The sequence below is a fragment of the Shewanella denitrificans OS217 genome (assembly GCF_000013765.1).
GTDB classification, from domain to species: domain Bacteria; phylum Pseudomonadota; class Gammaproteobacteria; order Enterobacterales; family Shewanellaceae; genus Shewanella; species Shewanella denitrificans.
Genome location: NC_007954.1, coordinates 758,525 through 771,240, shown reverse-complemented (window position 1 = coordinate 771,240; position 12,716 = coordinate 758,525). Strand labels below are relative to the sequence as shown.

The window sequence follows — 12,716 nt, the reverse complement described above, 5'->3', positions numbered from 1 at the left end:
CCATGACAGACACGCCTTTTATTGCAGTAAACGACCTCAGTATTGGTTATGGCAACACCCCAGTGCAGGGCCAGCTCAACTTTACTATCCAGAAAAATGATATTTTCTTTGTCATAGGCGGCAGTGGTTGCGGTAAAACCACCTTACTTAAATCTATGGTGGGCTTACTGCCCCCCACTCAAGGTGAAGTCCTCTATCAAGGGCAAAATTTTTATGACTCGGATGAAGCGACTCAAATCAATTTACTTACAAGCTGGGGCATCACCTTTCAGACAGGCGCCCTGCTGTCGAGCATGACCCTTGGGGAGAATGTCGCGCTGCCTTTGCAGCTTTACACTCAACTTTCTGCCCGGCAAATCAAGGAAGTGGTGGCGTATAAATTAGCCTTGGTGGGCCTGTCTGGATTTGAAGCCTTTTATCCATCACAGCTTAGCGGCGGTATGCATAAGCGCGCAGGCCTTGCTAGGGCCTTGGCATTAGAACCCAAACTGCTGTTTTTCGATGAACCTTCGGCCGGGCTCGACCCCATTAGCTCGATGCGGCTGGATCAATTAATTGTCCAGCTGTGCCAAGCATTAGATTCGACTGTGATCATAGTGTCCCATGAATTACCTAGCATAATGTCCATTGGTACCCGCTGTGTGTTTCTCGATAATCACACCAAAACCATGCTGGATTATGGCGACCCTAAGGAGCTTAAGCTTAATAGCAGCCAGCCTAGGGTCAGGCAGTTTCTTAATCGCGATGATGCCTCGGAGTCACAATGAATAAACCGCAGCTTAAAGCCCAGCGCCTGCCCTTCGCCATAGGCGCCTTCATTCTTGGGGCCATACTACTGATTTTTACGGCGTTATTGTTCTTCTCCGGCGGGCGGTTATTCGCCGAGAAAGAACCCATCATAATGTATTTTGATGGATCAGTGCAGGGGCTACAAGTGGGGGCAGCCGTCAAGCTCAAGGGGGTCATCATTGGCGAAATCAGCGATATCCGCATCGATTTCCCCAGCGACAGCAGCCAAAAAGTCACCGCAGCCGTGAGTGCAAATCTACTCTTGGAGCGAATAAAACTTAAAGGTATTCAAGTTGATGCTGATTTTTTTAGCCGAGCAATCGACAAAGGGTTACGGGCACAGCTAAATTTTCAGAGCCTACTCACCGGGCTTTTGTATGTAGAGCTGGATTTCTATCCCGACACCCCGATTCTGTTAAGGGGTGAGCAAGACAATGTATTAGAGCTGCCCACCATAGCCACGGGGTTTGAGCTGTTTACTCAAGATTTTCAGTCCATCGACTTTAAAGGCTTAGTCGATAACGTAGATAAGTTGGCTCAAGAGCTCAGTGATATTGCCAGTAGTGGCCAAATTCAGCGTACCTTAACGAGTTTTGATACTGCAGCCAAAGCCGTTGAAACCACGGCCAATCAATTTAACCATACCCAAGCAAGCTTAGAGAAAAATGCCCAAGTGGTGCTAACACGCTTAGATAAACTGCTACTGCAACTCAGCCAGGATGAACCTAAACTGCTGCAGTCTGTGCAAACAAGCCTTACAGAATTACGTAATACCTTAATGAGCCTAGATAAACTCGCCATCGAGGCGACTGGCACCTTAGGTCAAGGATCGCCACTGGTTATTCAGCTTAACAATACCCTCAAGGAAGTCAGTCGCTCGGCGCGCGCCTTAAGAAGCCTAAGTGAAACCTTAGACGAGCAGCCAGAATCTTTGCTGCGCGGTAAACGCTTATCTGATGAGGAATAAGAAATGAAGCTATTTGGTATCATGCGCTTAACTGCAGTTTTGGGGATATTCATCCTGCAAGCCGCCTTGCTCACAGGCTGTCAAACCTCACCGCAAAAAAATTATTATGTGCTCACAAGCGCGGCCCCCCCTAGGCTAGCCAGTAATACTAGCTTGGAATTAGCCATAGGTATAGGCCCTATCAGCATCCCCGAATACTTACACTTCACTCAGCTTGTGTATCAAACTCAAGCGGGTTATTTACACAGATTCGACAATAGTTATTGGGCCGAGCCCTTAGATCAAGGTATTAACCGAATATTAGGCCTTAACTTAACCCAAGCCTCGCCGAGTCGTCAGTTAGTGCAATTTCCGTGGCGCTTAGAGAATCGCCCCCAATACAGCATAAGCATCAATATACTCAACCTTAACCTCATGGAAGGCCAAGCCAGCCTCCAAGCCGTGTGGACACTGAAGGACCTCTCATCGACTACCAAAGCCATCCCTGCCAGCCCACAAAAAGATGGTCAAGGCCAACACTTTCAGGCAAGCGTGCCCGCAGAGCAAAGCGCCACTGGGCTAGTCATGGCTTACAGCCAATTGTTACAGCTGCTTAGTGAGCAGATTAATGCCTCACTGAACACCCTAGCGCCAAATTGAAACGGCGATATGCAAGGACCGAGCACCTATTCACTGCAGTAAAGGGCGGTGCCACTCGATAACAGTGCGCATCCCGAGGACAGAAATTGTGTATTGATAATCGCCTTCGAGTAAGACTCACTCCTATCTGACTGACATGAAAGCCTACAACCTTAGGCTGTAGTCCACAGTAATCAATCAGACCAAAGATCAAGAACCAAGAGCCAAACTTTATCAATTAAAAATCAACAACTTACTTAAATATCTTTTGTTCAGTTGAGCTCCTTGTTATTCCATAAAGCTAATCTATACTCAATTTTAGGGTTCTGAGGTATAGCTGCCACTCGAATAATTATTGTGGACAGACTTATAGATGAACATTATCGATTAATGTACGGAAACTGTATATGAAGCAACAATTATTCGCGCTCACGCCCTTATTATTGTGTGTCTCTATGGCCAGCCAAGCTAGCGATATGGCGCTAGATATCACTGGAACCAATGTGTTCCAGCTAATGAACCTTAAAATTACCTCCCTTTCAAAAAAACAACAGTCACTGAATAAAGCGCCCGCGGCTGTCTATGTACTTTCTCATGATGAAATCGAACGCCTTGGGGTGTCACGTATCGCCGATGCACTGCGTTATGTGCCAGGTGTTGAAGTGGCGCGCATCGACGCGAGTCGCTGGGCCATCAGCATGCGCGGCTTCAATGGTCGCGCCGCCAATAAGTTATTAGTCATGATCGATGGTCGCAGTGTGTATAGCCCGTTATTTTCTGGTGTCCTGTGGGAAGAAAAAGACATTTTACTGGCCGACGTTGAGCGCATCGAAGTCATACGTGGCCCAGGTGGCGCTATATGGGGCGCCAATGCGGTTAATGGAGTCATCAATATCATCACAAAAACCGCCAAGGAAACTCAAGGCACACTAGTGGATGTATCAACGGGGCTTAAACAACGCCAAGTCACCCAAATTCGCCACGGTTGGAAGCTCAATGATGATGCCTATCTAAGAGTCTATGGCAAACATCGTCAGCATCAACAAACCAATGATGAATACAACAATGATGATAACCAACAGAACCAGTTAGGCTTTCGCTTAGATTACAATTTTTCAACCGACAACCTGTTAACTCTACAGGGTGATATCTATTCTGGGGAAGTTGGCGAATTAGATGGGCAGCTTAAACCTGCTGGGCAAGAGCATTCCGGCGGTAATTTCCTTGCCAACTGGCAAATCACTGACAGCCACCAAGGTAAACACACAGTAATTGGCTATTACGATAACACTCACCTCCAAGTACCTGGTCTTGAAGATGATAGAGAATTGCTGAATCTTGATTATCAATTCGAACAGCAGTGGCAACTGCATGCATTCGTTACTGGATTCGGCATTCGCTTCCTCAGTGACGATGTTTACACTGCGCCCCTCGAATATATTCAACCCCGCTATCGTGACGATCAAGTGGTCAATGCTTTCTTTCAAGATGACATCGCCTTTTTAGAGGATGATCTGCATCTCATTATTGGCACTAAATATGAGCGCAATGATTACTCAGGTGACGAGTGGCAACCCAGTGTGCGTTTCTCTTATCAATTAGCCCAATCTTTACTTTGGGGAGCTTGGTCTAAAGCGGTGCGAGTGCCAACCCGATGGGAAGCCGATATTCGCTTTGGGGCTTTTAGTGGCGAGAGGCTAAAGCCAGAAAATGCCAATGTCTATGAACTTGGCTGGCGCAAGCAATGGACAGAGACAGGGTCACTAGATATTACAGTGTATCAAAGTGACTATGATGACTTATTATCCATAGAGGCCAATGGCTATGGCAATCAAATCTCTGGCACAGTGAAAGGCATAGAGTTAAGTAGCAGTATTCAAGTACAGCAAGATTGGAGCCTCAGACTCAATCTGTCACATGCTGCTATGGCGCTTACCGCACAGCAAGGCAGTTTGTCTGTGGCCAGAGCCCAACTCACAGAAGGACAAATGCCTAAAAACATGGCGCAAATTATCTCCATGTGGGACATCAACTCACAGTGGCAATTTAATACCGCCTTACGTTATGTGGATGAACTTAAAAGCAACAAAGTCGATGCCTATTGGAGTGTCGACGCTTCTGTTAATTGGCAAGCCAGCAAGCAATTCTCCGTTAAGTTAGTGGCGCGCAATTTAGGAGATGGACCGCATCAAGAGTGGGATCCCTATGTGCCGATAGAAGCCGACGTTGTCATCAACTTAAGATGGGAAATTTAGCATGCGCAATCTTATCTTTTTTTTATTAATAGGGGTAATGAGCTCAGCGTCTGCTGAGGCTGTGGTCTATCAAATCAAGGCCTCCTATATTTATAACTTTTTACAATTTGTGCAATTTTATGAACAGCCAACCCAGGGGCCATTGCACGTGTGCATTTTTGGTAAAAATAAATTTGGTTCAGCCTTAGATGATGTCGATGGCGCCAGCACTCCAGAAGGAAAGATTAAAATTCGTTTTATCAAAAATTATCAAGACCCTGCGTCATTGGCCCAGTGCAAAGTCTTGTATTTTGTCGGCGATGATGCGGCATTTAATCGAAAAATTCTCGCCGACATTAATCCAGCCGAAGTCCTCACCATAGGTGAATCCACAGACTTTATTGGCATGGGCGGATATATAGAATTGTTTATCTTAGATGATTCTATTCGGTTTAGATTCAACAAAGAGCTCGTGGGCAATACTCAATTTAAAGTGGCGGCGCAGTTGCTGTCATTGGGGGTCTAAGCTGTGGACAGTTTACGTGTCGAAAAATCAACTTGGTGGTACAAGTTATCGATTTTAAAGAAAATTCAATATAGCATCATTGCCTTTGCCTTCTTGGTGCTGGTCATCACAGCCATCAGCTTATCCCAGTCGGCCAACTCTCATTTTCATCAAAGTACCACCAGAGAATTAACTGTGCTGTCACAGGTACTGGCGGACAACAGTCGGGCGGCGCTCACCTTTAATGATCAGAGCGCAGCGGCGAGCATTTTATCGGCGGTGAGTAAAAACCCAGACATTATTTCCGCCGTCTTGTATAAGGACAAACAGGTGTTTGCCAGCTACCCACTCGATGCACAGACGCCTGAACTTAGCAGCTTACACCTCGATGAAACCATCAGCTTCAAACAAGGCTATTTTTCAGCCCTGGCCCCCATTACTGTCAACGATAACATCGTTGGTTGGCTTAGGTTGCAGTCAAAATTAAATGTCTGGAAGCAGGTGTGGTTACGTTTTTTTATCACCTTTGCAGGTTTAGTATTCGCCGTTGCTGTGCTCACTGTGTTTATGTCTTATTGGCTCAAAAAACACATCACCCTGCCGTTACGTGGTTTGTCTGAATGGGCGACCAGTGTTTATCTTCATAAAAACTTTAAAGCCAGAGCCATAAAGCGCAGCGATGATGAAATTGGCCAACTCGCAGACAGTTTAAATGCCATGCTCACTGAATTGTCAAAACAAGAGTCTATTATTTCCCTAAACCACAGCTTGACCGCAGAAATTGCGGTGCGTAAACAAACGGAACAAGAACTTATTAATATGCGTGACAGTGCTGAACAGGCCAATCGCTCTAAGAGTGATTTCCTTGCCAATATGAGCCATGAAATACGCACGCCTATGAATGCCATTATTGGCTTTGTGGATATCGTGTTAGAGGGCGATTTAGATCAGAAGCAAAGCAAACACTTGATGACGGTGCGTAACTCAGCCAAAGACTTACACAACCTGCTCAATGATATTCTCGATGTCGCTAAACTCGAAGCTGGCAAGGTGGAATTGGAAAGCGCGCCCTTTTCAGTCAAAAAACTCTTGGGCCAAGTCATTAAAACCTTCGAGCTAAAAGCGAAAGATAAAGGCCTTGTATTTATTCAACGCATTGCCGAAGATTTACCCGCTCAATTTTTGGGTGACGCCTTAAGGCTCAAGCAAGTGCTAATGAATTTAATCGGCAATGCCATTAAATTCACCGCTTCAGGCTCAATTACCATCGCAGTAGAGCAAATTAACCAAGAGCAATTGCAATTTATTATCAGAGACACTGGCATTGGCATAGCCAAAGATAAATTGGAGCATATCTTTGAAAGTTTCACTCAAGCCGACACCTCCACCAGCCGAAAATATGGTGGCACAGGGTTAGGCACCACTATTTCTAAGCGTTTAGTCGAACTCATGGGAGGTAAGATTTGGCTAGAAAGTGATGAAGGTGTGGGTACCACGTTTTATTTTACCTTGAATGTGATGGAAACTAAGCAAAAGGTCAAAAAAGTTGAACTCATAAATATAGACCCCAACTTACTCAGAACAGAACACGCCCTTAATGTGCTGGCAGCAGAAGATGGCGAGCAAAATGCAGAATTATTAAAAATTCGTTTGGAAGCATTAGGGCACAATTTTATTCGCGCGGTTAATGGCTTAGAAGCCGTAAACCTGTGCCGCGAACATAATCTCTTCGATATCATATTAATGGATGTGCAGATGCCCATTATGGATGGCTTGCAAGCGACAGAGCAAATTCGCCAACTTCCCAGTGGTAAAGACATCCCCATTATTGCACTAACAGCCAGCGTGATGCATGAAGATCGAAAAGCCTGCTTCGCTGCGGGGATGGATGGTTTTGTCAAGAAACCTATAGTCTTCAATGAATTGTTTACTGAAATGGCTAAGTTATTACCCCAGTACTTTGAAGGTGCCCCCAAAGAAGTGTTAGAAGTTCAACCCGAACTCCCTGACGTTCCTTATATCAATTTTCAAAAAGGCGTCAATACCTGGGCCTGCGCCGATGTTTACACTAAGAATCTGAAACAATTTTCCAGATTACACCACAGTGATATGAACGCTTTGCAACGACACATAGAAAATGGTGATGTTGACATAGCAGAACAATTAATTCATGCACTTAAAGGCACAGCAGGCAATCTGGCTTTGGTGGATTTATATGATGAATTATTAATAATGCATGGCTACCTAAAACGTAGAAACATCACGGCTGCCCATGAACATATTGCCATTTTAACTAACACCTTCGAGGAAAGCCTGCTATCCATCGATAACTTAGATATTAAAGAGCAGTTTGACTGTAATACTGAAGCACTCAATATGACAGAATTGACTGAACACATTAATGTGCAGATAACGAGATTAAGTAATGGTGAGTTTGATGAAGAGCAAATCGGGGCTTTATTGCACCAATTAACATTACTCAATTGTTCTGAAGAGGAAATCAACCGCCTACGTACATCAATTGATAATTTTGACTTTGATTTAGCGGTGCAAGTATTAACTGATATTTTGCCTAATTCTGAATAATGGGGGGGGTGATCTATGACAGTCGTTAAAATGCCAATTAAAATATTAGTCGTCGATGATGAACCCAATAACTTGCAGGTAATCAATCAAATACTAGCTAAATATTACCACTTATTATTTGCCAAAAATGGAAATCGCGCCATTGAATTGGCCCAGCAGCAGCAACCGCAGTTGATTTTACTCGATGTCATGATGCCCGACATGGATGGTTTCGAAACCTGCAGGCGGTTAAAGCAAGACCCGGCAACGGCAAAAATTCCGGTGATTTTTGTTACCGCCATGTCTGACATCGAGGATGAATATCAAGGCTTTGAGTTAGGTGCGGTAGATTACATTACCAAACCCATTAGTCCTGCAACGGTTAGGGCCAGAGTGCGGACGCATTTATCCTTAGTCAGCATTAATGAATTGCAAGATACCCGTTTGCAAATCATTCAACGCCTAGGACGAGCTGCCGAGTACAAAGATAATGAAACCGGTTTACACGTTATTCGCATGAGTCACTACTCCATGCTATTAGCACGAGCTGCAGGCATGACAGAGGAAGAGCAAGACCTTATCTTACATGCTGCCCCTATGCATGATGTGGGAAAAATTGGCATACCGGATCATATCTTATTAAAACCAGATAAACTCGATAACGATGAATGGCAAATAATGCAAACACACGCTAGCATGGGCGCCGATATTATCGGCAAGCATGACTCGCCATTGCTGAATATGGCGTACATCATAGCCTCAACCCACCATGAAAAATGGGACGGCTCAGGTTACCCAGAGGGTCTATCGGGAACAAACATACCTTTAGTTGGCCGTATAGTGGCTATTGCCGATGTGTTTGATGCATTAACTTCAGTGAGGCCCTACAAAAATGCTTGGCCTGTCGATGAAGCCATTGAGCACATGGTTTCTTGCCGAGGCAGTCATTTCGATCCACACCTTATCGATCTCTTTCTAACTATTTTACCTGAGATATTACACATCAAAGAAAAGTGGGCCGAAACCACAGCGCGAGTCTCTGTAGAATTAGGTCAGTGAGTAGTGGGCATCCACAGTGTTAACCCGCATTGTTGAGTGTGCTGTAAAAAGAGCCTCAAGACACCTTGGAGCAAAGTTGAATAACCCTGATTAATAACGTCATTCAGTCACGTTCGGGAGAAATAAGTAATAAAAAAGGCCTAGCCTGTGGCTAAACCTTTTTCTTCTCTTCTGAACTATTTTCTTATCTTCTGAACTAAATGTGCAACTTAGAGAGTATTACAAGACTAAGTCTTGACTAGTTTACACCTTAGGCGCAACGGTTTTCTTAAGCCAATCGGCGAGCATTTGAGATTCATAATCACTGGCACTATTGTTAATGCCAACCCTATGCATAAAGTTCATGTCGACAAGTTTTTCATCGCCTATCATGATCACCTTATCATCTTCAAAGACTCTATAGCTAAAGGTCATTCTAGGTGGATACAAGTCTTTGACAATTCTAAGCTCACTCACAGCAGCCGCGCCAAAAGTGGGCCGCATATCACCAGCTAAATCGACATCTGTCACCACAAGTTCAAGCTTTTGATTGGCTTTAAGTGACTTTTTCGCATCCTTAGCTAAGGCTTGGGTTAAGGTGTCGAATAAGCGCTGCTCAAATCGCGACTGAATGCCACTTGAGGTCTTGATATCACGGAAACTATCGGGCGCTTGCCACTCAACCTTCACCGCCCCAGATTCGGTAATCAGGTTTTTCTCTTGAGTCTCTTCCGCTTGGACATTAACGCCGAGTTGACTCAACAACCCCGCGGCCATAAGAACATAGGTAATTTTCATCACGCCTCCTAATCAAGCTGTAAAACAATCCCTGCCAAAGTGGACACTCAAATGCGCCCTACTTAATAAGACCTTAGCACATTCAACTAAGTTCCCATTCACAACCTAAACTAAAAAGGAAAGCGCGCACTGAGTTTAGGGTAATTTTTACGTAACTCTTTTGCCTTGCTGCTGAACTTTTTCCCCGCAGGAGTGGCGTTACCCGATGGCACGAAGGGCAATTCAGTGCCGGTTCTGTCTTCAAAGAGTTGCCCTGCTATTAGATCGTAATCCTCAATGAAGGGGTAAGCGTAATTGTCTTTAAGCGGCCATACTGTTAGCTCACCTAAGGCATCGGGATTATCGATAATTTTGTCATACCAGTCTTTACCTAAAGAGATTAAAAACGCCCTAAACTCGGCGAAAGCATATTCTGAATCACAGCCTGTAATAATATACGCCGCGCCCCAAACTGCCCAAGAGTAGCTGCGGCGCATCTGCTGGCCAAAGTGCTTATCGAAGGCCCTAAGTGACTCATCATCGAATTGAGTTAATGTCTGCTTTAAGGTGTTTAATAGCTCTTCGGCAGAGGCATCGCCCTGAGTGCGGGTCACGAGTGCCCAAAATTCTGTTTCTGTCATCTTTGTTCCATAATTTTGAGGAATTACGCCATAATGCCTGTTGGAGCTTTAGCTTAGAAGCCTGATTGGGATTGGTATTCCTAATAAGTCACGGTATTCTACACCATCTAGAATGACTTACTAATGGCAATCCAATGACCACACAAACATCCAGGCTAACATCCCGCCCCCCCATGCCACTGTTACTGCTGATGGCCTTATATACCTTATTTGCCATTGCAGCCATAATCAGGGCCTTTACTACTCAAACGGTAGACATGTTCAGTCTAGGGGTTATTCCTGTATTAATAGGCCTTATCTGGCGGGCGTCATGGGCAAGTCTAGTGCTAAAGATTTACATCGGTTTAGAAACCTTAGGCTTAAGTGCGCTCGGGATTGTGGCTATCGTTGCCCATTATGTCAGCCCAGAGACCATCGAAAATGTACGCTTTATGGATTTACCGATTTCAATCCCTTGGGTGGCATTAATGTGTGTGTGTTTAATTGCGGCTCAAATCTGGATTGCCTTGCACCCCAGCACTCTGGCTTATCTCACTCCAAAAGCACAAACAATATAGCCATTGGCTAAAGTTCAGCCGAGTCTAAGACACAAGTAAAAGACTTAAGTTATAATAGCGCTATCGCTAACAGCCAACTTGACTCAATACCTAATAAAAAGAGTGATTATGCATACAATTTCACCCAATGATTTATCCATTTTACTACTCGAGCCTTCTGATACTCAAAGAAAAATCATCATGTCCCACCTTAACCAAGAAGGGATTAACAGTATTCAAACGGCAGCCAGCATTAGCGAAGCAAAAGAGGTTATTGGCCGCCATAAACCCGACCTTATTGTCAGTGCCTTACACTTTAACGACGGTGAAGCCATAGATTTACTCCACTTCATTAAGGGCCATAGAGACTATCAAGACATACAATTTATGTTAGTGTCCAGTGAATGTCGCCGCGAGCAATTAGAGATTTTCAGGCAATCAGGGGTCATAGCCATATTGCCTAAGCCGTTTAACAGTGAACACTTAGCCACTGCGTTAAACTCGACCGTAGATTTGATCAACCATGAAGAACTGGACCTGAGTCATTTCGATGTGCACAACTTACGTGTGTTAGTGGTCGATGATAGCCGCTTAGCCCGCAATGTAATTAAGCGCACCATAGGCAACTTAGGCATTAAGCTTATCACCGAGGCTGTGGATGGCGAAGAAGCCATCAGCTTGATGCAGCAGCACATGTTTGATCTGGTGATCACCGACTACAATATGCCCAGTGTCGATGGTTTAGCCTTAACCCAATACATACGTAACGAAAGCACTCAGTCACACATTCCTATTTTGATGGTGTCTTCAGAAGCCAACGATACCCACTTAAGCAACGTATCCAGCGCTGGGGTAAATGCCTTATGCGACAAACCCTTTGAGCCCAAATTAGTCAAACAGATACTGTATCAATTGCTTGAAGAGTGATTATTTGTGCTTTTTTTAGCAAAATGCACCTAAACCTGAGTGATTATTGGATTTAATGCTTTAAAACTTCTAAGGCTTATGGCATGTTAATCCAGATTACAACGAACCATTCTACGGAAAGCAGAGAATACCAACATGAACAAAAGTGAATTAATTGCAAAAATTGCAGAGAATGCTGATCTTACTAAAGCTGAAGCGGGCCGTGCACTGAAGTCTTTTGAAACTGCGGTGACCGAAGCAATGAAAAACGGTGACAAAATTTCAATCGTAGGTTTTGGATCTTTCGAAACAACCTCTCGTGCAGCACGTACTGGCCGCAACCCACAGACTGGCAAAGAAATTCAAATTGCTGCGGCAACTGTACCTAAGTTCAAAGCTGGCAAGACATTGAAAGACAGCGTTAACTAATCAAAATTTGATTTAGCGTTAACCTTGTTATTAAACCTCCTACGGGAGGTTTTTTTATCCCACCAATCTAGGCAAACTTTTCTTAGCTGACAGGCGTTCGTGCTTTTTCGGAAATGCCTGCTAAATTCAAGAGAGGTGTTAGGATTAAGTAACCTCAGCTCGGGATAATAAATGTATACCAAACAGCCCTTTTCACCGCTAACTGTGTTGAATTCACTTGCAATAGACTAGCTATTGACGCGTAAATTCGCCTTGTTATCGGCGCAAAGTTCAAGTTTGAACCTAAGCACTTAAAGTTTAACAGTTTTAATAACGTTTATTCATCTCTTAACCCGAGTTGAGGTTAAGTAAAAAAGCTTACCTTTTCGGTCAAAATATTTTGCTTTCTAAATGCAACACCTTAGGTTAAAAACACTCAAGCCAGTAGTAATATGACTAGAGTCAAACATGAGGGTTCTGTTATGGCTAATCTTACTGAAAGAGTGCCCGATGATACTGAAATCGAGGCGATGACCACACCAAGAAACAGCAAGTCAGCTGAGTCAATTCAGCACAGGCGTGAAGTTAAGCGCCGCTTAGAAGATTATTTGGAACGCGCCCAGCTGCGTAAAGCCATAGGAGATGACGACTTCTTTTAGGGATTATCTTTAATGCTATTCTCGTGAACATAACACGTTAGAGGCGTTGCTTTTCAACGCCTTATATCGCTCC

The 12,716-nt window shown here is 44.2% G+C and carries 13 protein-coding genes; 11 read left to right on the top strand and 2 right to left on the bottom strand.

Annotated elements, in window-relative coordinates:
• Nucleotides 1-2 precede the first annotated feature (2 nt).
• The 7 genes from SDEN_RS03480 (at nt 3) to SDEN_RS03450 (ending at nt 8,737) form a co-directional block, all read left to right on the top strand.
• A complete protein-coding gene (locus SDEN_RS03480; RefSeq protein WP_011495124.1) occupies nt 3-767 on the top strand; it encodes an ABC transporter ATP-binding protein in 765 nt (254 codons plus the stop codon).
• The gene (locus SDEN_RS03475; protein WP_011495123.1) at nt 764-1,756 is read left to right on the top strand and encodes an MlaD family protein; all 993 of its coding nucleotides are present in this window, start codon (nt 764-766) and stop codon (nt 1,754-1,756) included. Before SDEN_RS03480 ends, SDEN_RS03475 begins: the two co-directional genes overlap by 4 nt.
• A 3-nt stretch (nt 1,757-1,759) precedes the next feature.
• Nucleotides 1,760-2,395: a PqiC family protein gene (locus tag SDEN_RS03470; RefSeq protein ID WP_011495122.1), complete on the top strand. Its 636-nt coding sequence runs from the start codon at nt 1,760-1,762 to the stop codon at nt 2,393-2,395.
• A 386-nt stretch (nt 2,396-2,781) separates the two neighbouring features.
• Nucleotides 2,782-4,629, top strand: coding sequence for a TonB-dependent receptor plug domain-containing protein (locus SDEN_RS19725; protein ID WP_011495121.1), 1,848 nt, complete (start codon nt 2,782-2,784; stop codon nt 4,627-4,629).
• A gap of 1 nt (nt 4,630) precedes the next feature.
• Nucleotides 4,631-5,134 (top strand): YfiR family protein, encoded by a 504-nt coding sequence (locus tag SDEN_RS03460; protein WP_011495120.1) that lies wholly within the window; start codon nt 4,631-4,633, stop codon nt 5,132-5,134.
• Nucleotides 5,135-5,137: 3 nt separating this feature from the next.
• Nucleotides 5,138-7,699 carry a hybrid sensor histidine kinase/response regulator gene (locus SDEN_RS03455; RefSeq protein ID WP_011495119.1) on the top strand — a complete coding sequence of 854 codons (2,562 nt, stop codon included), beginning with the start codon at nt 5,138-5,140 and terminating at the stop codon, nt 7,697-7,699.
• A 15-nt stretch (nt 7,700-7,714) separates the two neighbouring features.
• Nucleotides 7,715-8,737, top strand: coding sequence for a response regulator (locus SDEN_RS03450; protein ID WP_011495118.1), 1,023 nt, complete (start codon nt 7,715-7,717; stop codon nt 8,735-8,737).
• A gap of 243 nt (nt 8,738-8,980) precedes the next feature.
• On the opposite strand, the gene SDEN_RS03445 is transcribed toward SDEN_RS03450, so the two are convergent.
• The gene (locus tag SDEN_RS03445) at nt 8,981-9,514 is read right to left on the bottom strand and encodes a DUF3016 domain-containing protein (protein WP_011495117.1); all 534 of its coding nucleotides are present in this window, start codon (nt 9,512-9,514) and stop codon (nt 8,981-8,983) included.
• Between the two features lie 110 nt (nt 9,515-9,624).
• The gene (locus tag SDEN_RS03440) at nt 9,625-10,134 is read right to left on the bottom strand and encodes a DUF4240 domain-containing protein (protein WP_011495116.1); all 510 of its coding nucleotides are present in this window, start codon (nt 10,132-10,134) and stop codon (nt 9,625-9,627) included.
• 134 nt (nt 10,135-10,268) lie between these two features.
• Between SDEN_RS03440 and SDEN_RS03435 the strand changes: the two genes are divergently transcribed.
• The 4 genes from SDEN_RS03435 (at nt 10,269) to SDEN_RS20340 (ending at nt 12,643) form a co-directional block, all read left to right on the top strand.
• Nucleotides 10,269-10,691: a hypothetical protein gene (locus tag SDEN_RS03435; protein WP_011495115.1), complete on the top strand. Its 423-nt coding sequence runs from the start codon at nt 10,269-10,271 to the stop codon at nt 10,689-10,691.
• 108 nt (nt 10,692-10,799) lie between these two features.
• Nucleotides 10,800-11,597, top strand: coding sequence for a response regulator (locus tag SDEN_RS03430; protein WP_011495114.1), 798 nt, complete (start codon nt 10,800-10,802; stop codon nt 11,595-11,597).
• Between the two features lie 135 nt (nt 11,598-11,732).
• Nucleotides 11,733-12,005, top strand: a complete 273-nt coding sequence (locus SDEN_RS03425) for an HU family DNA-binding protein (RefSeq protein WP_011495113.1) — start codon at nt 11,733-11,735, stop codon at nt 12,003-12,005.
• A gap of 461 nt (nt 12,006-12,466) precedes the next feature.
• Nucleotides 12,467-12,643, top strand: a complete 177-nt coding sequence (locus SDEN_RS20340; RefSeq protein ID WP_011495112.1) for a PA3496 family putative envelope integrity protein — start codon at nt 12,467-12,469, stop codon at nt 12,641-12,643.
• The last annotated feature ends 73 nt before the right edge of the window (nt 12,644-12,716 follow it).

Coding starts and splice junctions, on each gene's coding strand:
- SDEN_RS03450 (WP_011495118.1), top strand. CDS start 7,715: ATGACAGTCGTTAAAATGCCAATTAAAATATTAGTCGTCGATGATGAA.
- SDEN_RS03460 (WP_011495120.1), top strand. CDS start 4,631: ATGCGCAATCTTATCTTTTTTTTATTAATAGGGGTAATGAGCTCAGCG.
- SDEN_RS03425 (WP_011495113.1), top strand. CDS start 11,733: ATGAACAAAAGTGAATTAATTGCAAAAATTGCAGAGAATGCTGATCTT.
- SDEN_RS03475 (WP_011495123.1), top strand. CDS start 764: ATGAATAAACCGCAGCTTAAAGCCCAGCGCCTGCCCTTCGCCATAGGC.
- SDEN_RS19725 (WP_011495121.1), top strand. CDS start 2,782: ATGAAGCAACAATTATTCGCGCTCACGCCCTTATTATTGTGTGTCTCT.
- SDEN_RS03440 (WP_011495116.1), bottom strand. CDS start 10,134: ATGACAGAAACAGAATTTTGGGCACTCGTGACCCGCACTCAGGGCGAT.
- SDEN_RS03480 (WP_011495124.1), top strand. CDS start 3: ATGACAGACACGCCTTTTATTGCAGTAAACGACCTCAGTATTGGTTAT.
- SDEN_RS20340 (WP_011495112.1), top strand. CDS start 12,467: ATGGCTAATCTTACTGAAAGAGTGCCCGATGATACTGAAATCGAGGCG.
- SDEN_RS03445 (WP_011495117.1), bottom strand. CDS start 9,514: ATGAAAATTACCTATGTTCTTATGGCCGCGGGGTTGTTGAGTCAACTC.
- SDEN_RS03435 (WP_011495115.1), top strand. CDS start 10,269: ATGACCACACAAACATCCAGGCTAACATCCCGCCCCCCCATGCCACTG.
- SDEN_RS03430 (WP_011495114.1), top strand. CDS start 10,800: ATGCATACAATTTCACCCAATGATTTATCCATTTTACTACTCGAGCCT.
- SDEN_RS03470 (WP_011495122.1), top strand. CDS start 1,760: ATGAAGCTATTTGGTATCATGCGCTTAACTGCAGTTTTGGGGATATTC.